Source organism: Robertmurraya dakarensis, from assembly GCF_900156875.1.
GTDB lineage: Bacteria > Bacillota > Bacilli > Bacillales > Cytobacillaceae > Robertmurraya > Robertmurraya dakarensis.
The window spans coordinates 1,072,091-1,092,604 of the sequence record NZ_LT707408.1; the positions used below are offsets into that span (position 1 = coordinate 1,072,091).

General features: G+C 37.5%; 17 protein-coding genes. 11 read left to right on the top strand and 6 right to left on the bottom strand.

Annotation, left to right across the window (positions count from 1 at the left end; all coding sequences use genetic code 11):
• Nucleotides 1-85: 85 nt before the first annotated feature.
• From CZ487_RS06410 to CZ487_RS06420, 3 genes are all read right to left on the bottom strand, one after another.
• On the bottom strand, nt 86-1,411 hold the full coding sequence (locus tag CZ487_RS06410; protein WP_077211299.1) for a (Fe-S)-binding protein: 1,326 nt from the start codon (nt 1,409-1,411) through the stop codon (nt 86-88).
• Complete coding sequence (gene glcD / locus CZ487_RS06415) at nt 1,408-2,820, bottom strand: glycolate oxidase subunit GlcD (protein ID WP_077211300.1); 1,413 nt, start codon at nt 2,818-2,820, stop codon at nt 1,408-1,410. The genes CZ487_RS06410 and glcD overlap by 4 nt, the downstream gene beginning before the upstream one ends.
• Nucleotides 2,821-2,954: 134 nt before the next feature.
• Complete coding sequence (locus CZ487_RS06420) at nt 2,955-4,067, bottom strand: CdaR family transcriptional regulator (RefSeq protein WP_077211301.1); 1,113 nt, start codon at nt 4,065-4,067, stop codon at nt 2,955-2,957.
• A 135-nt stretch (nt 4,068-4,202) separates the two neighbouring features.
• On the opposite strand from CZ487_RS06420, the gene CZ487_RS06425 reads away from it, so the two are divergent.
• Nucleotides 4,203-5,561 carry a TrkH family potassium uptake protein gene (locus CZ487_RS06425; RefSeq protein WP_077211302.1) on the top strand — a complete coding sequence of 453 codons (1,359 nt, stop codon included), beginning with the start codon at nt 4,203-4,205 and terminating at the stop codon, nt 5,559-5,561.
• Nucleotides 5,562-5,618: 57 nt separating this feature from the next.
• Here CZ487_RS06425 and CZ487_RS06430 read toward each other — a convergent pair whose 3' ends face one another.
• Entirely contained in the window at nt 5,619-5,963 is a 345-nt protein-coding gene (locus CZ487_RS06430) for a DUF3905 domain-containing protein (RefSeq protein WP_077211303.1), read from the bottom strand.
• A 152-nt stretch (nt 5,964-6,115) separates the two neighbouring features.
• Here CZ487_RS06430 and CZ487_RS27060 point away from each other — a divergent pair, with 152 nt between their 5' ends.
• Both CZ487_RS27060 and CZ487_RS27675 read left to right on the top strand, forming a co-directional pair.
• Entirely contained in the window at nt 6,116-6,280 is a 165-nt protein-coding gene (locus CZ487_RS27060; protein ID WP_202617792.1) for a hypothetical protein, read from the top strand.
• The gene (locus tag CZ487_RS27675; RefSeq protein WP_272914190.1) at nt 6,277-6,408 is read left to right on the top strand and encodes a hypothetical protein; all 132 of its coding nucleotides are present in this window, start codon (nt 6,277-6,279) and stop codon (nt 6,406-6,408) included. The genes CZ487_RS27060 and CZ487_RS27675 overlap by 4 nt, the downstream gene beginning before the upstream one ends.
• Nucleotides 6,409-6,598: 190 nt before the next feature.
• Here the strand turns inward: CZ487_RS27675 and CZ487_RS06435 are convergent, their stop codons facing one another.
• Entirely contained in the window at nt 6,599-8,356 is a 1,758-nt protein-coding gene (locus tag CZ487_RS06435; protein ID WP_077211304.1) for a B12-binding domain-containing radical SAM protein, read from the bottom strand.
• Between the two features lie 147 nt (nt 8,357-8,503).
• On the bottom strand, nt 8,504-10,198 hold the full coding sequence (locus tag CZ487_RS06440; protein ID WP_077211305.1) for an L-lactate permease: 1,695 nt from the start codon (nt 10,196-10,198) through the stop codon (nt 8,504-8,506).
• Between the two features lie 321 nt (nt 10,199-10,519).
• Here CZ487_RS06440 and CZ487_RS06445 point away from each other — a divergent pair, with 321 nt between their 5' ends.
• The 8 genes from CZ487_RS06445 (at nt 10,520) to CZ487_RS06480 (ending at nt 20,269) form a co-directional block, all read left to right on the top strand.
• The gene (locus CZ487_RS06445) at nt 10,520-11,248 is read left to right on the top strand and encodes a FadR/GntR family transcriptional regulator (protein WP_077211886.1); all 729 of its coding nucleotides are present in this window, start codon (nt 10,520-10,522) and stop codon (nt 11,246-11,248) included.
• Between the two features lie 329 nt (nt 11,249-11,577).
• The gene (locus CZ487_RS06450; protein ID WP_077211306.1) at nt 11,578-12,294 is read left to right on the top strand and encodes a (Fe-S)-binding protein; all 717 of its coding nucleotides are present in this window, start codon (nt 11,578-11,580) and stop codon (nt 12,292-12,294) included.
• A 46-nt stretch (nt 12,295-12,340) separates the two neighbouring features.
• A complete protein-coding gene (locus CZ487_RS06455) occupies nt 12,341-13,768 on the top strand; it encodes a LutB/LldF family L-lactate oxidation iron-sulfur protein (RefSeq protein ID WP_077211307.1) in 1,428 nt (475 codons plus the stop codon).
• The gene (locus CZ487_RS06460) at nt 13,768-14,484 is read left to right on the top strand and encodes a LutC/YkgG family protein (protein ID WP_077211308.1); all 717 of its coding nucleotides are present in this window, start codon (nt 13,768-13,770) and stop codon (nt 14,482-14,484) included. The genes CZ487_RS06455 and CZ487_RS06460 overlap by 1 nt, the downstream gene beginning before the upstream one ends.
• A gap of 301 nt (nt 14,485-14,785) precedes the next feature.
• The gene (locus CZ487_RS06465; RefSeq protein WP_077211309.1) at nt 14,786-15,799 is read left to right on the top strand and encodes a 2-oxoacid:acceptor oxidoreductase family protein; all 1,014 of its coding nucleotides are present in this window, start codon (nt 14,786-14,788) and stop codon (nt 15,797-15,799) included.
• On the top strand, nt 15,799-18,102 hold the full coding sequence (locus tag CZ487_RS06470) for a thiamine pyrophosphate-dependent enzyme (RefSeq protein WP_077211310.1): 2,304 nt from the start codon (nt 15,799-15,801) through the stop codon (nt 18,100-18,102). The genes CZ487_RS06465 and CZ487_RS06470 overlap by 1 nt, the downstream gene beginning before the upstream one ends.
• A gap of 185 nt (nt 18,103-18,287) precedes the next feature.
• Nucleotides 18,288-19,766 (top strand): PAS domain-containing sensor histidine kinase, encoded by a 1,479-nt coding sequence (locus CZ487_RS06475; protein ID WP_077211311.1) that lies wholly within the window; start codon nt 18,288-18,290, stop codon nt 19,764-19,766.
• Nucleotides 19,766-20,269 carry a methylated-DNA--[protein]-cysteine S-methyltransferase gene (locus CZ487_RS06480; RefSeq protein WP_077211312.1) on the top strand — a complete coding sequence of 168 codons (504 nt, stop codon included), beginning with the start codon at nt 19,766-19,768 and terminating at the stop codon, nt 20,267-20,269. The genes CZ487_RS06475 and CZ487_RS06480 overlap by 1 nt, the downstream gene beginning before the upstream one ends.
• Nucleotides 20,270-20,514 lie beyond the last annotated feature (245 nt).

Below are 20,514 nucleotides of genomic sequence, written 5' to 3' on the forward strand. Positions count from 1 at the left end.
TATCCTTCTTTCATGTGTGGAAAATATGACTAAGATTTCTTATAGCTGCAAAAAAAGAGCTGATGGACACCAGCTCTTCCTGCAATTATTTAACTACTGCTTCTAATAATACATCAACAATGTGAACAGCTCTCATTTTATCACTCAAGTTTTCTCTTTCGATTCCAAGCTTCATTTGCAGAAGGCAGCCTGGATTTGCTGTCACGACGGTTGTCGCATGTGTTGCTTTCGTTTGTTCCATTTTATAATCCAATATCTGCATGGACATTTCAGATTCCACAATATTGTATATTCCTGCTGAACCACAGCAGCGGTCGGCATCCTTCATTTCCTTAAAATCAATTCCGTCTATTGCACGAAGAAGCTCACGTGGTGCAGACGCCGTTTTCATCACATTTCGTAAATGGCAGGAATCTTGGTACGTAATGATTTGATATGGAAGCTGAAGTTTAACCTTTTTATGAAAGTCTGCTTCGTAAAGGATTTGTGATATATCTTTGATTTTATTTTTGAAATCAACAGCGCGATCCTTCCATTGCGGATCATCCTTTAGGAGATGATCATAATCAACAAGAAATGCCCCGCACCCTCCAGCGTTCGTAATGATATAATCGACATTTAAATCTTCAAACGCTTTAATATTTTGCTTCGCAAGCTCCTTGGAACCGTCCTTTTCGCCGCTATGACCATGTAAGGCACCGCAGCAGCTTTGATCTTTTGGTATGACAATTTCGCAGCCAGCTAATTGAAGCAGCTTCATGGTTGCATTATTGGTCTCAAGAAACATCGTATCCATTAGGCAGCCAGTAAAGAAAGCCACTCGTTTTGTTGTTGTTCCTTGTGAAGGAACAAACTCTGGACGATTTTTCATTTCTCTCATTGTCGGAACTTTTGGAAGAACTCTCTCCATTGTTGCTAAGCTTTCTGGAAACAATTTCATGACACCAGCTGCCCTTGCTACTTTCTGTAAACCAGAGCGTTGATAAAAGCCCAGTAATCCTGTTACCGTTCTCATCCGATTTGGATGTGGAAATAGACCATCAAATACCACTTTTCTTACAGTTCGTACAGGTAAAGAATGCTTTTTGTTCTGGTTAATGATATCACGTGCTTCTTCAAGCAGGTGACCGTAATTGACACCAGAAGGGCATACAGGTTCGCAGGCACGGCAGCCAAGACATTGATTAAGTGATTTCTCAAAGTCTTCGTCTGGTTCAATAAGACCGTCCACAACAGCTTTCATTAAAGCGATACGTCCCCGCGGAGAATGTGTCTCTTTATAACCAGAAGTGATGTATGTTGGACATGAAGGTAAACAAAAACCGCAGCGCATACAATTTAACAATTCATCTTCGTTCATCCTATTTTTGAATTCATCTTGGATTGTTTGTTGTTCTAGAACTGTTGTCATTTTCCAACCACCACACGTTTTCTACTGTCTTTTGCAAATATCTTCCCAGGATTCATAATGTTGTTCGGATCTAGTGCTGCTTTAACAGCTTTCATTGCTGCAATTCCTTCTTTTCCAAGCTTTAATTCAAGATATGGAGCTTTCATAATTCCAACCCCATGTTCACCTGTAATTGTACCGCCTAGTTCAACAGCTTTAATGAAAATTTCTTCAAATGCCTTCTCAACGCGTTCCATTTCTTCTTTATTTCTAGCATCTGTTGGAACAGTTGGATGGAGGTTTCCATCACCGGCATGGCCAAAGGTACAAATATTTAAATCATACTTTTTAGCAATTTCATTGATCGCTTTTACCATATTGGCAATTTCTGATCTTGGTACTGTCGCATCTTCAAGAATGGTTGTTGGCTTTAGTCTTGCTAGAGCTGATAAGGCCCATCTTCTAGCTGTTGTTAATTGTTCTGCTTCCTCGTCAGACTGAGCTACCTGAACAGAAACCGCATTTTCACTTTTACAAATATCTGTCATTTTTTCGATATCTTTTTGAACAACTTCCGGTGATCCATCTTGTTCGATTAAAAGAACAGCTTTTGCATCTGTAGGAAGTCCGATTTTAACATAGTCTTCAACGACAGTGATTGTTGCCTGATCCAAGAACTCTAATGTTGTTGGGATGATCTTGCTGGCAATAATTTTTGAAACAGAACGAGCTGCTGCTTCTAGGTCTTGGTATAGGGCAAGCATCGTTTTTTTCGTTTCTGGCTTCGGAACAAGTTTAAGTGTTGCTTCCGTAATAATTCCTAACGTTCCTTCTGATCCGACGAACAGTCGAGTGAAATCATAGCCTGCGACATCCTTTGCAAGCTTGCCCCCTGATCGCATAATATCGCCATTTGGCAGTACGATTTCCAATGCAATAACATAGTCTCTTGTGACACCATATTTTAGACCGCGAAGCCCGCCGGAATTTTCATTAATATTACCGCCAAGAGTAGAAGATTTCATTGAACCAGGATCTGGCGGGTAAAATAATCCTTTTGCTTCTACTGCATTGATTAGATCAAGAGTAATGGCTCCAGGCTGTACAGTAGCTGTTAAGTTTTCTTCATCGATCTCAAGAATTTTATTCATATGTTTAAAAAGAAACACGATTCCGCCTTCAGTGGGACATGTTCCTCCGCATAAATTAGTACCTGTACCACGAGGTACAACTGGGATTTTATATTCATTACAAATCTTTATTAATGACGAGACTTCTTCTGTATTTCTCGGGCTGACAACACCATCAGGCATCGCTTGAAAATTCGGTGTCGCATCGAATGAATAAGCAAGTCTGCCCACTTTACTGTCATCGAAGTTTTCCTCTCCAACTACTGCGATTAACTTCTTTCTTATTTCTTCTTTTAACATGAAGAGATTCCCCCATAAACTCATTATAAAACGCTTACAAAATAATAAGCGTTATTAAAAGTAACTACATTAAGTATAGAAAAAAGCGGGAAAACCCGCTATGTATAAATATATAAAATATAAACATTTTTCTTTTACTTTTTTGTATGTTCATCTAAAAAGAGAAGCGCTAGGTAAAGGATAAATAAATCATCAGTATTTCGTGGGTTTAAGTTTGTTAATTCTGAAATTTTTTTCAACCGATAGTGGAGGGTATTGATATGTATATGTAAGGATTGTGCTGTTTCTTTTAAATTAAAATCATGATGAAGAAGAGTTTTTAATGTTGTAATAAGCTCTTGTTCTTCCAATAGAGGTTCTATCGTCCGCAGCACAAACTCTTTCTTTGTATGCTGTTTAATATCATCTAATACCATTTCTAATGTCAGATCTTCATCAAATACGACTTCTCCGTCTTTCTTTCTAGCCTTTAAGGCACGTTCTGCCTGGTGATACGAAAGTTGGATTTGTGAAGGACTTACTTTTGATCCAATCCCGATACTCACCACTGTATGCAGTCGTTCTGAAAGGAATGTTTGAAATCTGAAGGCCCTACTGCGGGTATCCGAACGCTCAAGCTCCTTGCTGTTGGAAAGATAAATCACTCTATTGTTTCCCCATCTAGCGATGATGTCATGTTGATTTCGTTCATTCCAAGCTAGAATGGAAAGCCAGCCATCTCGATGTAACAGAGTGGAATCTTGATTGAACTCTGCTATCATTACTCTGCGGTTTACTGACAGGTCGATGTCAAGAAGCTTTGCTCGATCTGTAAATGAATCATCCCATTCTTTAAACTGAATCCAATCCAATAGAAAAGCTTCAATTGAACGAGATTGCCAGTCAAATTGCTCGGTAAAGTAACTTTCGCTTATTAGAAGCTCGGTCATTTTTCGAATGATTTCACCATAAGGAGAAACGGTCTCTGGATCTCCTGTTATTCCAATGACTCCGACAACATCTCTTTGGAAAAAAATCGGCAAATTTATCCCAGCTTTTACACCTCTCAGAATAGCTTGATCTTCCTGAGTAATAATCAATTTATCCTTTTTCTTGGATGCAATAAAGGCACCTTCATGAAAGGTATGAACCCGGTCAGGATCAGTGCTGGCAATAATGATTCCCTGTGTGTTGACAACTATGATATCTTCATTTAATAATTTTCTAACCTCACTGACAATTTTTTCTGCCAGTTCTTGTATAAGCATCTTTATTCCTCCTAATGATCCATTAATTCATTATAGGAAAATTAATATGATACGTAAATTTTTTAATAAGACTTTAAAATTAGGGAGATATTCTTTATGATAGGGGGATAGAAATGGCGAAAGGATAGCAAAAATATGTGGACAGCAACTAAAAAGATCTTTAAGAATTTGACGCCTGCTCAAGTCTTAGTCGGTTATTATGCTCTGGCTATTATTATTTCTGTTTCATTATTAAGCATTCCGGCTGTTCATCAACCCGGAGTACAAGTACCTTTTATCGATAGGTTGTTTACTGCTGTTAGTGCCGTAAGTGTAACAGGATTATCAGTAATCAATATTTCTGAAACGTACAGTGTGTTCGGGATATTTATCTTGATGTTTGTGCTTCAGCTTGGCGGTATTGGTGTGATGACGCTAGGCACCTTTTTTTGGCTGCTTCTTGGGAGAAAAATCGGCTTAAAATCTAGAAGACTGATTATGGCCGACCATAATCAAACGAACTTGGCTGGTTTAGTCTTATTAATTAGGGAGATATTAAAGATCATTTTATTAATAGAGCTAATCGGAACGGTTATTCTAGGATTGTATTTTTTAAATTATTATCCCAGCTGGGAAGAAGCTTTTCTTCATGGGTTATTTGCATCTATAAGTGCAACTACCAATGGTGGTTTTGATATAACAGGACAATCACTAGTGCCTTACGCAAGTGATTATTTTGTCCAGCTTATCAATATTATTTTGATCACGCTAGGAGCTATCGGCTTTCCTGTCCTTATTGAATTAAAACATTATTTATTTCCTGATAAGGAAGAACAGCTGCCTTTTCGGTTTACCTTATTTGCAAAATTAACATCCGTTACTTTTATTGCTCTGTTAGTGGTCGGCACATTAACAATATGGATATTAGAATTTCAGCATGCTTTTAGAGACGTATCGTGGCATAAATCCTTTTTTTACTCTCTCTTTCAGTCTGCTTCAACCAGAAGCGGCGGATTAGCAACGATCGATGTCAGTCAATTTTCTGAGCCTACCTTAATTATTATGGGTATTTTGATGTTTATTGGGGCTTCCCCAAGTTCTGTTGGAGGCGGGATAAGAACAACCACATTTGCGTTAAATATGTTATTCTTATACCATTTTGCGCGGGGAAATAAAAATATAAAAATTTTTAAGCGAGAAGTACACGAAGATGATGTAACCAAGTCTCTTGTTATTTCCTTATTAGCAGTAGGTTTATGTGTTTTTTCATTGATTTTATTATCAATTTCAGAAACACACTCACTATTAGCGCTTCTCTTTGAAATATGCTCTGCATTCGGAACAACAGGGTTGTCTATGGGAATTACTCCTGAGCTAAGCAGTTTCGGGAAATGTGTCATTATGGTTCTGATGTTCATAGGAAGGATCGGTTTAACTTCTTTCTTATTCATGATTGGCGGTAAAAAACGAGAAGTAAATTATCGTTATCCGAAGGAAAGAGTTATTATAGGATAATTTAAGATATAAAAAATAATCCAGGGGAATTCCCTTGGATTATTTTTTATCGATATTTTAATCCTTTCCATGGCTTACATCTTTTGTAGGATGCATGAATGGATAGGCCTTGGGTGGTTTTTTGCTTTCTAAAAGTTCCCTATTTTCCGTTGTGTTCCATCCAATATCATTTGTAGGATGAACCCATTCATCCCCAGACATGATGGCTGGGTCAGTATCGTCAGTCCATTGTTCTAATGGTGAGTTCGGGGAAGAATAATGGCTGTCTCCAATCACTACGCCGTGTTCATTGATGAAGGGAGGATCCATTTTAATCCCCGTATCCTTAAAGTCAGGTGCGCTTATTTGATGTGGTAATGTCTCATCAATCGAAAGGTTCTTTAATTGTTTTTTCTTAGCCATTTGACTGGTCTCCCTTTCATTCGGTTTGATATTAGTTTCAGGTCTTATCTTCTTTTTTATGAGATAAAACTCTAAAGAAATAAATGGAAGTGTAGAGATATTAAAAATGTGAAAAATAAATATGTAACTTTCTAATCAGGGAGGTAGTCTATTTGGCAAAACGTAAGGCTGAACATAATGCAGTTGAAAAATATAGCAAAACTCCAAAGAAAAATCTTCAGGAATCTGAGTTTTCAGCAGAATTCACACACGGCGAAAACCCAATGAAGGGTGCTAATCGAAATTCTAAGCAGGGGAGAGAGGGACGGTCGGAATGACAAAAATAACAAAAGAAATCGTAAATGTTGAGTTTGGCAATGAATTTGGTGATATGAATGCAGCAAAGCAGTATGAAGTTCCTGCTAGCAATCAGGACCATAAGAAAAAATCTAAAAAGAAGAAGTAAAAGCGGTAACTGACCGATATATCGAAAAAGCGGCCGATAATATCAATATCTGACCGATATTTTTGAAATCTGACCGATAAAATAAAATTTTGACCGATATACACCCAAAAGTGACCGATATCCTTCGTTTTTATCGAACCACGCCTATTAAAAACAGGGTCAACTCTATAAGAGTCGACCCTGTTTTAAATTAATACTCAGTTTTTTCACTACAATATACAAAAAAAGAAGCCTTTTCCTGTGCACTATCAAAATAGATTAGTACTGGCATTGGATTTTTCAATAGAGTGCCTGTATTCAAGTAATGCTCTAGGTCAAATGCAAATTTCTCGAGAATTGTATGTTTGTACAACTCTTTCTCTGCTACTTGCATCTTGTCAAAATCACTTCCCAGAAGTGAAGGCTGCCTCAAAATACTTTGATAAAGCGAAGATCTTTCGGCCTTATCATAGCTTGTCCCCCACCAAGGTTTTCTAGGTTTATATTTTGAGCCTTTTAAGTAATCCAGCTTCATTAAACTTTCGATTATATCGATTTTTTCCGTGCCCTTGTATTGAAGAAATTGGTATAACCGTTTGTACAGGTCTTCAAGTTGATGACCGATTCTTGACCATCCTTGAGATTCCCAATAAGATCCAAACTCCTGGAAAAAGTCAAAAGGAGTAGGAAATACGGACGAAACTAAATACTCAATCGTATGATCCATTCGGTGATCATTCCAATATTTTTCTAAAACGTCTTCCACTTGTTTAATCTTAATAATATCTTGGAATGTCAGAACATTATTACCAAGGATTTCGTATGGCGAATGATCCATATAAATATAGTTGTATTTTTCTGCATTTAATCTTAAGCCAGTTCCGCGCAGCATCTTTAAGAAACCAAGCTGCAGCTCTTCCGGTCTTAATGCAAAAACATCGTTGAAAGTCCTTCTAAAGGAATCGTAATTTTCTTCAGGCAGTCCAGCAATTAAATCAAGATGCTGATCAATTTTTCCGCCTTCTTTCACCATTGTGACTGTTCTTGTCAGCTTTTCAAAGTTTTGCTTTCTCATGACTAATTCATTCGTGTAATCATTGGTGGACTGAACACCGATTTCGAAACGGAAAAGCCCTGGAGGAGCTTCTTGATTTAAAAATTCTATTACTTCTGGTCTCATGATATCAGCGGTGATTTCAAATTGAAAAACTGTGCCTGGAAGATGTTCGTCAATCAAAAAGCGGAACATTTCCAATGCGTAGCTCCTGCTAATATTAAAGGTACGATCGACAAACTTAATTGTCTTGGCCCCATTTTGCATTAAATAGCGAATATCATCTTTAATTTTTTCACGGTCAAAATAACGAACTCCCACTTCTATTGAAGATAAACAGAATTGACAGCTAAACGGACATCCTCGGCTCGTTTCAATGTAAGTAACACGCTTGGAGAGATTCTGGATGTCCTCTTCAAAACGAAAGGGTGAAGGGAGGTTTCGTAAATCAAGCTTATTTCTTTGCGGATTGATCCGGACAATTCCATTCTCACGATAAGCAATGCCATGTGTGTTACTTAAAACATCATCACCATTTATAGTGCGTAATAATTGCTTAAAGGTTTCTTCCCCTTCGCCAATGACTATATAGTCAAACTCAGGAACCTTTTCCATCCATTCCACGACATCATATGTGACTTCTGGCCCGCCAACGACAATGTGTATAGCAGGGTCAATTTTCTTGATCATTTTGATGACTTTAATCGTTTCTTCTATATTCCAAATATAACAGCTAAAACCGATAAGATTAGGATTTTTTTGGATGAGGTCCGTGACAATATTCATCGTGGGGTCCTTAATCGTGTATTCAGCAATTTGAACATCGAACTCAGGCTCTGCAAATGCTTTTAAATATCTTATAGCAATATTGGTATGAATGAACTTGGCATTCAAAGTGGTACAAATTATATTCATATAGATTGAAAACTCCTTTATAAGAGTAGTCTTATTTGTTAAAATAACAATTTTTTATTATAACCTATTGTAGACAAAAATAATAGAAGAAAAACGAAACAGAACATATAAAAGCTCCCTCCAGTTAGGAGAGAGCTTTTAAAGTTCCTATGGAAGCATCCAAGATAAGATATTGCTCTGAAGGAACGTAATGGTACAAACTATTAATAATAGGAAGATACTATGCTTTAAGGTGAAGCGCAACAACTCAGATTCTTTGCCAGCTAGACCCACAGCAGCACAGGCAACAGCAATCGATTGAGGTGAAATCATCTTACCTGTTACACCGCCGCTTGCGTTAGCAGCAAGTGCTAAAGTTGGATCCATTCCCACAGAAGTTGCTGTAACTTGCTGTAATTTAGCAAATAACAGGTTTGCGGAAGTGTCTGAACCCGTGATAAATACGCCGAGCCAGCCCAAGACTGGTGAAAAGAATGGGAAGAGAGCACCTGTTTTTGCTAGTACCATCCCCAAAGTTGTCGTCATGCCAGCTGCATTCGTAACATATGCGTAGGCTACAACCGACGAAATCGTAATGATTGGATATTTTAATTCGTTCAAAGTATCCGCAAATGTTTTTGCCCAGTCGCCCCAAGAAATACGAACAATAAATTTCGTAATAATGGCTGCAATTAAGATGGCAGTTCCCGCTGCAGCTAAGATTTCAAGCTTATATACAGCAGCAATTGGATCTCCTGCATCATTAAAGATTTGATTGTGCAAGAAAGGAACTTCCGGCATAAAGGTTAAAGCATGTCCAAGAGAATTAACCGCTTGCAGTATGACATTTGTTCCTTCGTAATGACCAGTTAAAGCTGTTTTAATTGCAGGTACTCCCCACAGCGAGATAATTCCAGTTAAGACAATGAATGGAGACCACGCCTTAAATATTTGTGCTCCAGTGAATTGGCTGTCTTTTTTGGCAATAAGTGCTTTAGCTGCAGCAGGTGCATTTGCAGCCTTTTCTTCAGAGAAACGGTAAATGTTTTTTGGCTGCCAGAATTTCATAAATACAGCTAGTGCCACTAAAGAAATAAGGGCTGAGAGAACATCGGGCAATTCAGGGCCTAAGAAATTTGAACTTAAAAACTGTGTTAATGCGAAAGTAATACCAGACACTAAAACGGCTGGCAGTACTTCAATCGTCTTCTTGAATCCTACCATGATAAAAACAAGGAAGAATGGGATAAATACAGAAAGCAGTGGTAATTGTCGGCCTACAACTTTAGATATTTCCATTGCAGGGACACCTGTAGGACCTTCCATTGCGATGATCGGGATTCCGATAGCGCCGAAAGCAACAGGTGCTGTATTTGCAATTAAACAAAGACCAGCTGCATATAAAGGGTTGAAACCAAGACCAACTAATAAGGCTGCAGAAATTGCAACTGGAGCTCCAAACCCAGCAGCTCCTTCTAAAAATGCACCAAAAGAAAAGGCGACAAGTAGTGCCTGAATACGTCTATCCTCAGTTATAGATAAAACAGAGTGGCGAATGATATCAAATTGCCCTGTTTTTACTGTTAAGTTATATAAGAATACTGAAGTAATAATGATCCAGCCGATAGGCAATAGTCCGTATACGGCTCCTTGAGTTGCGGACATAACTGCTGGCATTACCGGCATTCCATAAGCAAAGACAGCTAGAATAAGAGCAAGAAGTAAAGTCGTCAATCCAGCAATGTAGCCTTTCATTCTCTTGATGGCTAGAGCCCAGAAAAAATAAAGAATTGGAATAATAGCAATTAAAGCTGATAAAGCAAGACTGTCACCAACGGCTGTAAAGTTTTGAGTGAATGTCACGATTCTTTCCCCCGATTTTCATATAGATGTCAAAGGTCTTATAATTAAAGTCCCCCAAAAATGTTCTGTTACGCTCCTTTCCTCAAAAAGTAATCGTTTTCATGTTTTCATAGCATAAGATGATTAGGTCATCTGATGACTAGTGTTAAAATTATATTTTGTTTATGATAAAATTTCAATATATCTATGAAAAGATTGTGGCGTTTTTGTGAAATTTTTATGAAAAAATACCAACAAAAATAAAGGCGCTATTTTCTAAATTTTATGTATAATAGATCTATAAATTCAGTTATGAAAAAAGGGGATTAGCAGGTGAGCCGGATGAAGTATAAACAGATAAAACCTAAAAAAATTTACGAGGAAGTTGCCGAAACTCTTCATGAGTTGATTAGAACGGGTCAACTAAATCCAGGTGATAAATTAGATTCTGTCCAACAGTTAGCGGAAAACTTTAATGTTGGCAGATCGGCAATAAGAGAAGCTCTATCTGCGTTAAAGGCAATGGGATTAGTGGAAATGAAGCAGGGGGAAGGTACCTTTGTAAAAGGGTTTGAAGCGAAAGAATTGATATTTCCGTTATCAACAGCTATTTTGATGAACAAAGAAGATATCGCTCATCTTTTAGAAGTCAGAAAAATTATTGAAACAGGTGCTGCGGCATCAGCTGCTAAAAATAGATCGGAAGAAGATATAGAAGCAATGGCAATGGTACTAGATGAGATGAAGAAGGCACAAGGAGACGGAGAATTAGGGGAGAAAGCTGACTTTAAATTTCACTTAACTTTAGCAGCTGCTTCACATAATCCATTGCTATCTAATTTATTAGAACAGGTTTCAGGGCTCATGATTGAAACGCAAAAAGAAACGCGCAGGATATGGTTCTACTCAAAACAAACAACAAGTGAAAAGCTGTATGAGCAGCATGTTGATATTTTTAGAGCGATTGAAGCAAAGAATGAGGATAAGGCTAGAGAGGCTATGCTTTCACATCTAGATAATGTGGAGGCGATATTGAATAAATATTTTGAAGAAACTGGAAAGAATGCTTGAGCTAAATAAGGGGAATTTAATAATATATTAACTAACTATATGGTGGAATAATATAAATAGAGGGAAGAAACCGGATTTTGCCGGTTCCCCTTTAGATTACCCTATTAATACTGTTTATAAGCTGTGAACATGGTCATTCCATAATTTTTTTAGGATAATATTTCCTGTGTACAAATTTTAATGAAAACTCTTTCAAAAAATGAATAAAGTGTAGTAGTATTATTCTAGTGGAGAATTGTAAACTTCCAATTACTAGTCATCAGATGACCTGTTAATCAACATAAGATTATGAGGTTCTGATTATATGATATGTAGAAGGAGCGGGAATAATGAAAGTAACCCTATTTGCTACCTGCATGGTAGATTTGTTTCAAGGGAATGTAGGAAAAGCAACAGTTGAAGTATTAGAAAGACTGGGATGTGAAATAGATTTTCCAGAAGCACAAACTTGCTGCGGCCAGCCAGCTTATAACAGTGGTTATGTTGAAGAAACAAAAGCTGCTATGAAAAAAATGATTCAAGCATTTGAACATGCTGAATATATAGTTTGTCCGTCTGGATCTTGTGCGTACTTCTTTAAAGAGTATCCCCATGTTTTTAAAGATGATCCTGTTTGGAAACCAAAAGCACAAGCACTTGCCGACAAAACGTACGAATTTACCCAATTTATTGTTGAGGTTTTAAAAGTAAAAGATGTAGGGGCACGTTTAAACGGAAAAGCTACATATCATACTTCTTGTCATATGACACGTCTATTAGGCGTAAAAGAACCACCAATGGAACTATTGAAACATGTTAAAGGTCTAGAATTTACAGAACTTCCGAACAAAGAACAATGCTGTGGTTTCGGTGGTACTTTTGCCGTGAAAATGCCTGATATTTCAGAGCAAATGGTGGATGAAAAAGTGGAACATGTTGAGGAAACAGGAGCAGAGTATTTGGTTGGTGCAGATGCAGCCTGCTTAATGAATATAGGCGGAAGAATCAATCGTGAAGGCAAGAATATTAAGGTAATGCATATTGCAGAGGTCCTTAACAGTCGATGATGTCGCGCAGTAAAATTCTTGCATCGAGAAAAAGGGGGAAATACCAATGGCAATGAAAATTGGCACAGGGGAATTTAATGATCGTGTTGGGACTGGCATAAAAGATTCCTTTATGCGCGGCGCTGTTTCAAGTGCCCAGGAAAGATTCCAATCACGTCGTCTTAGTGCTGCTGAAGAACTCGGCAATTGGGAGGATTGGCGTTCCCATGGAGAAGAAATACGCCAGCATGTTCTTGAGAACTTAGATTACTATTTATATCAATTAAGTGAAAATGTCTCAAAACGAGGCGGACATGTCTTCTTTGCTCAAACAGCTGAGGAAGCAAGTGAATATATTAAGAATGTTGTTGAGAAAAAAGAAGCTAAAAAAATTGTTAAGTCAAAATCAATGGTAACAGAAGAAATCAACTTGAATGCCGCTTTAGAAGAAGCTGGCTGTGATGTAATTGAAACGGACTTAGGGGAATACATCTTACAAGTTGACGATCATGAACCGCCATCTCATATCGTAGTGCCTGCACTACATAAAAATAGACAACAGATCCGTGACGTTTTTAAAGAAAAGCATGGATATGATAAATCGGATGAGCCAGAAGAGCTTGCGCTGCATGCCCGTGAAAAACTTCGACAAGAATATCTAAATGCAGATGTTGGGATTACAGGCTGTAACTTTGCAATTGCAGAAACGGGATCGGTTACATTGGTTACCAATGAAGGGAATGCGGATTTAGTTATGGCATTGCCTAAGACGCAAATTACGGTAATGGGAATGGAAAGACTTGTTCCGACCTTTGAAGAAATGGAAGTGCTTGTTAGCTTATTAACGAGAAGTGCGGTAGGGCAGAAGTTGACAAGTTATATCACTACTGTTACGGGACCTAAGGAAGAAGGGGATGTAGATGGTCCTGAAGAGTTCCACCTTGTTGTTGTAGACAATGGCAGATCTGGAATTCTTGGCGGTGAGTTCCAATCCGTCCTTCAATGTATCCGTTGTGCGGCCTGTGTGAACGCATGTCCTGTTTACCGTCATGTTGGCGGTCATAGCTATGGTTCAATCTATTCTGGTCCAATTGGAGCAGTATTATCACCACTTTTAGGCGGATATGATGACTTTAAAGAATTGCCATATGCTTCAACTTTATGCGGGGCTTGTACGGAAGCTTGTCCGGTTAAAATTCCACTGCATGAGCTGCTGCATAAACACCGTCAAGTGATCGTAGAAAAAGAAGGAAGGGCGCCAGTAAGTGAAAAATTATTAATGAAGGCTTACGCTTTTGGAGCATCTTCTCCGTCTTTATTTAAATTTGCCACTAAGATTGCTCCAACTGTTACATCACCTTTTACAGATGGAGATAAAATTACAAAAGGTCCAGGCCCATTAAAAGCATGGACAAATATTCGTGATTTCCCTGCACCAAATAAAGAGAATTTCCGGGATTGGTTTAAAAATCGTCCAAAAGGAGGGGCTAATTAATGAACGGAACTATTCAAAATCGTGATGCTTTCTTAGGTCATATTGCCAACCGACTTGGACGAGAGCGAAAAACAAGTGTTGAACGTCCTAAGTGGAAATATAATCCACAGGATGAAGTGCTTAAGAATGCTACACAGGATGAACTTGTGGAAGTGTTAAAAGAACAATGTAAAAACATTCATACAAATTTCGTCTTATCAAATTCGAAAGATCTTACAGAATCAATTAAAAAAGTGGTTAATGAATATGGTGGAGGACCAATCGTAGCTTGGAAAGATGAAAGGTTTGACCAATTCGGCTTAACGAATTTAATGAATAAAGAATGGCCTGAATCTGGAGTTGACCTTCACTTCTGGGATCACACAAAAGGTAAAGAAAACATAGACAAAGCTAACTATGCTAATGTTGGAATCACAGTAAGTGATGTAACTTTAGCAGAATCTGGAACTGCTGTTTTATTCAGCAGTAAGGATAAAGGAAGGACGGTAAGTTTCCTTCCAGCCACTTCAATTGTTTTAATACCAAAGAGTACCATCGTCCCTAGAATGACACAAGCTGCACGAATTATTAGTGAAAAAGTTAGAAGTGGAGAAACAGTCGCTTCATGTATTAACTTTATCACAGGTCCAAGTAACTCGGCGGATATCGAGATGATCCTTGTAGTGGGTGTTCATGGACCGATTAAAGCAACATATATCATTGTAGAAGATATGTAATAAAGTGAAGCAGAGACTTACACAATCGTGTAGGTCTCTTTTTTATGCAAGAACAAAGATTTTGCTATATGGATATAACACTAGTGAGACTACCCTGTTATAATACAATAATTTTTCTGTTATATAAACAAGGTGTATTGTAATATGTAGGTGTAATTGGAGTTTATTTTAACTGTTTCAGAAAAAAATATATTGTGTATGATTTTTATCACAGCAATTCTAATTATACTTATTTAAAATATGGAAGAGAGAGAAAATTATTTAAAATAAATAATCATTGTTACATATAAGGAGGGAGAATATGTCTATTTTACCGAAGAAGAATCAATTAGGTTTCTTTGAGATTCGTTTAGAATCGATCGGTGGTTTAGGTGCAAATTTAGCTGGTAAAATGCTGGCAGAAGCTGGAGTTTTGGGGCTTGGTCTTAACGGATCTAACTTTTCTTCATATGGATCCGAAAAGAAAGGATCACCTGTAAAAAGTTTTATACGATTTTGCGATGCAGATGTTGAAATTCGTGACCACAGTCCAATTGAACAACCGCATGTTATAGGCGTTTTTCATGAAGCACTATATAAAACGGTTGATGTGGTAAGTGGATTATCTGCGGATGGAATTGTATTAGTAAATTCGACTAGAAATTTTGATGATATCAAAAATGATTTAAATATAAAATACGGTACTGTTGCCATTGTAGATGCATTAGGGATTGCTGTTGAGGAAAAAACAAAGGTTAACACAGCTATGCTTGGCGCTCTATTTCGCATTTGTGATTTCTTAGATCCTGAAGCAATGAAAAGTGTTATCAGGAAAACCTTTGAAAAGAAGTATCCTCATTTAGTAGAGCCTAATATTCGTACATTTGAGAGAGGCTTCAACGAAGTGCAATTTAAGCACTTTGAAACACCAGCAAATGCAAACGGAAAAGCCTTTAGTCGTCCACAGCCAGTTTTAGGTTATGAGACACAAACAATGGGCGGTGTTCTGACCTCTCAAGGAAACAGTATTCTTAAAGATTTAAGCGGCTCCCGTCAAGGGTTTTTACCTGAGTTTGATCAAGAACAATGTATTAACTGTGCGGCATGTGACAATGTTTGTCCGGACTTCTGTTTTGTTTGGGAAGAAGGAGAAGATAAACGAGGAAGAAAGCAAATGTTCCTTAAAGGAATTGATTATCAATACTGTAAAGGCTGTTTAAAATGTGTTGAAGCATGTCCAACAACTGCATTAAAGGATCTTCGTGAAACGATCGGTTATGCAGATGCACACAGAGTGAAACAGAACTTTCCGTATGTAGCAGGGGGGATTTCTTGATGGCTATTTTAGAAAGAGAATTGAAGGTTACGGAAGAGAACACTGCGGCAGAACAAGTCATGACATTTGAATCTGGAAATGAAATGGCTGCTATGGCCGCAGCTCAGATTAATTATCACATAATGGGTTACTTTCCGATTACTCCATCAACAGAAGTTGCCCAATATTTAGATCAAATGAAGGCACGGGGCGAACACGATATCAAATTAATTGCAGCAGATGGTGAACATGGGTCAGCCGGAATTTGTTACGGAGCAGCAGCAACAGGTGCCCGTGTCTTCAATGCTACGAGTGCAAATGGATTCTTGTATATGATCGAGCAGCTTCCAGTCCAATCTGGAACACGCTTTCCGATGGTTATAAATTTGGTCACAAGAGCTGTCAGCGGCCCACTAGATATTAGAGGGGATCATTCAGATTTATACTTTGCTTTAAATACAGGCTGGGTCATTTTAACTGCTAAAACTCCGCAAGCTGTTTATGATATGAATATCATGGCATTGAAAATTGCGGAACATTCTAAAGTACGTTTACCAGTTATTGTGGCTTATGATGGCTTCTTTACTTCGCATCAAAAGAGAAAAGTGGAGTATTTTAAAGATCGTAAGGTTGTACAAGATTTTGTCGGTGAATGTCCGACTGGCTATCATTTTGCCCGAGATCCGAAAAAGCCGGTTACAATCGGTGCTCATATGAATGGAGAAGATTTAACAAACAATCACTTCCAGCAATCGCAAGCGATGTATGCTGCAGGCGATGTCTTCCAAGAAATTGCTGCAGAATATGAAAAATTATCTGGCCGTAAATATCCTGTACTTGATCTTTATAAAATGGATGATGCAGATGTTGCTTTATTTTTATTAAACTCAGCAGCAGAATCAGCAAAAGATGTTGTCGATAAACTGCGCAGCCAGGGAATAAAAGCTGGGGTTATTAGTCCGAATATTATTCGTCCATTTCCAGCAGAAGCTATAAAGGATGCCCTGAAAAATGTAAAAGCATTGTTAGTTGGTGAGAGAGCAGACTCTTATGGCGCACATGGTCCGAATTTAACGCATGAAGTAAAATCTGCCATTCAAGAAGATAAAGATAATAAAACAATTGTACTCAGCCGAGTATTTGGACTTGGAGGAAAGGACTTCTATGCGGATGATGCCGAGAATTTCTTTTCAATGGCTATTGATGCGATGAAAAAAGGATATGCTGAAAAACCATTTGATTATTATGGTCATGTTCCAGGAGATCCTAATAATGTATTAAAACCTGTTATAACGCCTCAGCACGGGGACGTTTTTAACTCAGGGTTAATCAAAGTTACAAAAGACGAAGAGACGAATAAGCTAAAGGTAAAAATGCCGCCGCTTCGTGCGTTAACATCGAAGCCAAAACGTCTTGCATCCGGACATGGTGCTTGTCCAGGCTGTGGTATTTTTGGCGGTTTAGAATTGTTCTTTAAAGGGATCGAAGGAGATGTCGTTGTCTTATTCCAAACAGGCTGTGCTTATGTTACGACAACGGCTTACCCGCATACATCTCATAAGCAAACGATGATGCATAACCTTTTCCAAAACGGAGCTGCTACATTATCAGGGACACTAGAAGCATTTCTTGAGTTGAAACGAAGAGGTGAAGTAAATGTATCTGATGATGCAACCTTTGTTATGATTACAGGGGACGGCGGAATGGATATCGGAATGGGGTCAGCGATTGGAACTGCGCTTCGAAACCATAAATTAATTATTCTTGAATATGATAATGAAGGTTATATGAATACCGGATCGCAAATGTCTTACTCTACACCAATTGGAAATATGACAAGTACAACAAATGTAGGAAAAACACAAAAAGGTAAGGCATTCCATCATAAAGATACACCACAGATTATGGCATCAACGAATATTCCATATGTTTTTACGGGCACAGAAGCATTTCCTCAGGATCTCGTTAAAAAGGCTGCAAAAGCTCAGTGGTATGCTCAAAATGTTGGTACTGTTTATGGGAAAATATTAATAACATGCCCATTAAACTGGAAATCTGAGGATCGTTATGGGAATACGATCATGGAGGCTGCAGTAAATTGTAATTTCTTCCCGCTTTATGAAGTGGAAGAAGGAGTTACGAATATTACCTATAATCCTGAAGACAAAAAGAAGAAGATTCATCTCTCTGAATGGTTAAAATACATGGGTAAGACAAAGCATCTGTTAAAAGATGAAAACAAGGCAATTTTATTTGATTTTGAGCAAGAAATAGAAAAAAGATGGCTGCGCTTAAAAGCTAAACATGAAAATCCATTTTTGTAAGAAAGCTAAATCTATTTAATAAAATAATATTTGAACAAGAGAAGATTCCTGCTGATTGGGTCTTCTCTTTTCTTTGAGATACCTCTTATAATCGTACAATCCAACATTTTTCTCGGAATTTTGCAGGTTTTTTCCTTTTTTTGTAGAATAAACAGATTATTGAAGTAGCTATGAGGAGGAGTACGGTGAAGGAGAGGAGATTTTTCGACGAGGACGAACAATCAGTAGCCGAGAAAAGTAGCATACGAGAACTTGAGAAAAAGAATGCTGAGTTATATAAGGATTTATTTATAGAGGCCATTGATGGGATTGTTTTCTGGAATGATGAAGGAGTTATAGATGCCAATGAATCTGCATGTAAAATATTTGAAAGCAGTATTGAAGATTTAAAGGGACGAAGAATATTTGAATTTGTTATCGATCATGATGGTCGATATGATAAAGTCGTAAAGACATTAAGAACAGAAGGCTCTGTTCGAGATGAGTTATTATATATAATGCCGAACGGACAAAAGAAATATCTTGAATTCACATCAAAACTGAATGCTGTTGATGGAAACCATATGACTATTTTTCGAAATGTAACGGAAAGATATGAAATGGAACAGCAACTGAGGGAAAGAGAAAACAAGTTTCGAAATGTTTTTGAAGGTGCACTAGAGGGTTTCATTCTATGGAGAGATGACAATGAAGAAATTGTTGACGTTAATCCTTCCGCTGCAAAGATGCTAGATGTAATTAAGGAGGACCTAGTTGGGCAATCCTTCTTAAGCGCATTAGAGAATCTAGGGGTAACAAAAGAGAAAGCAGATGAATATTTAGATACTTTTAAAAGAGCTGGACAATCGGAAGGTGCAATCTCCTTTTCGTTAAAATCAGGTGTTAAAAAGCATTTTGAGTTCTCCATGAAGCATAATGTTTTTTCCGATCTAAACTTAATCACTTTTAAGGATATTACTGAAAAATTGCAACTGGAAGAAGAGCTCAGAAAATCTGACACTTTGAATGTAATTGGGGAGCTTGCAGCCGGAATTGCACATGAAATTCGCAATCCGATGACAGCTTTAAAAGGCTTTATTCAATTGTTGGAACCTACGATAAAAGATAAACATTCCCTTTACTACGATGTCATTATAAACGAATTGAATAGAATTGATTCAATTATCAACGAATTCCTCATTTTGGCCAAACCGCAGGCAGTACAATATTCAGAAAGAGACATTGTACAAATTATGAGAGAGACGGTAGACTTATTAGGTGCACAAGCAGTACTTCATAATATACAAATCTGTATGGATTACGAATATAATATTCCTAATCTATTTTGTGAACCTAATCAATTAAAAAAGGTATTCATTAACTTGATTAAAAATGCAATTGAAGTTATGCCAGAAGGCGGTAAGATTACTATTTCCATTAACCAGTTGAAAGGTGAAAAAATACATATATCTATTAAAGACGAGGGTTTTGGTATGACGCCTGAAAAGCTGCAAAAACTTGGGGAACCATTCTATACAACAAAGGAAAAAGGAACCGGTTTAGGCTTAATGGTTTCATTCCGTATTATTGCTGAACATCAAGGAGTGATCGAGGTCGAAAGTGAGGAAGGTTTGGGAACAATCTTTCATATCTATTTACCTCTTCAACAGGGAGGAAAAGATTAATGTCAGAAACACGGAAGTACATTATTTGTCAAAGTCTAATCGGTGCTATTTACATTGTGTCTCAAAGTCAAAAAATAGTGGCAGTTCATATGGGGGAGGATGATTTTAAAAAAGATGAAAACCAAGAAACTATAGAATTTGATCCCCAGGATACTCTACTGCTAACCGCTAAAGCACAGTTAGAAGAATACTTTTTAAATAAAAGAACAACATTTGACTTACCTGTTGAAAAAAACGGGACACCATTCCAAATGTCTGTATGGGAAGTATTAAATGATATTCCTTATGGAGAAACAAGAAGCTACCAGGAAATTGCACAAGCAATCGGGAATGCTAAAGCTGTTAGAGCGATCGGACAGGCAAATAAAGCTAACAGACTCCCGATCTTGGTTCCTTGTCATCGAGTGATTGGCAAGAATCAATCATTAACTGGTTATGCTGGAAAGAGAACAGATATAAAGGAAGAACTCCTTTTATTAGAAGGAGCTCACTTTCGTAAATAATATAAAAACAATTGACATAATAGAACGGGGGTGGCTGCTGCTAAGCGGTCACCCTATTAGTATGCAAAAAGGAATTAAGAATCTTTCATACAGAGAAAAAGCCATATAACGAAGTGCTAATAATGTCGAAATATTAGCGGGTAATCGCTTACATTTTTAGCTAAATTTTTTCGAGAAAAAAACTTTGTCTAATTTTGCGATTCTATTTACATTTCTAGAAATTCTTGTAATAATTCTTCAAGTAA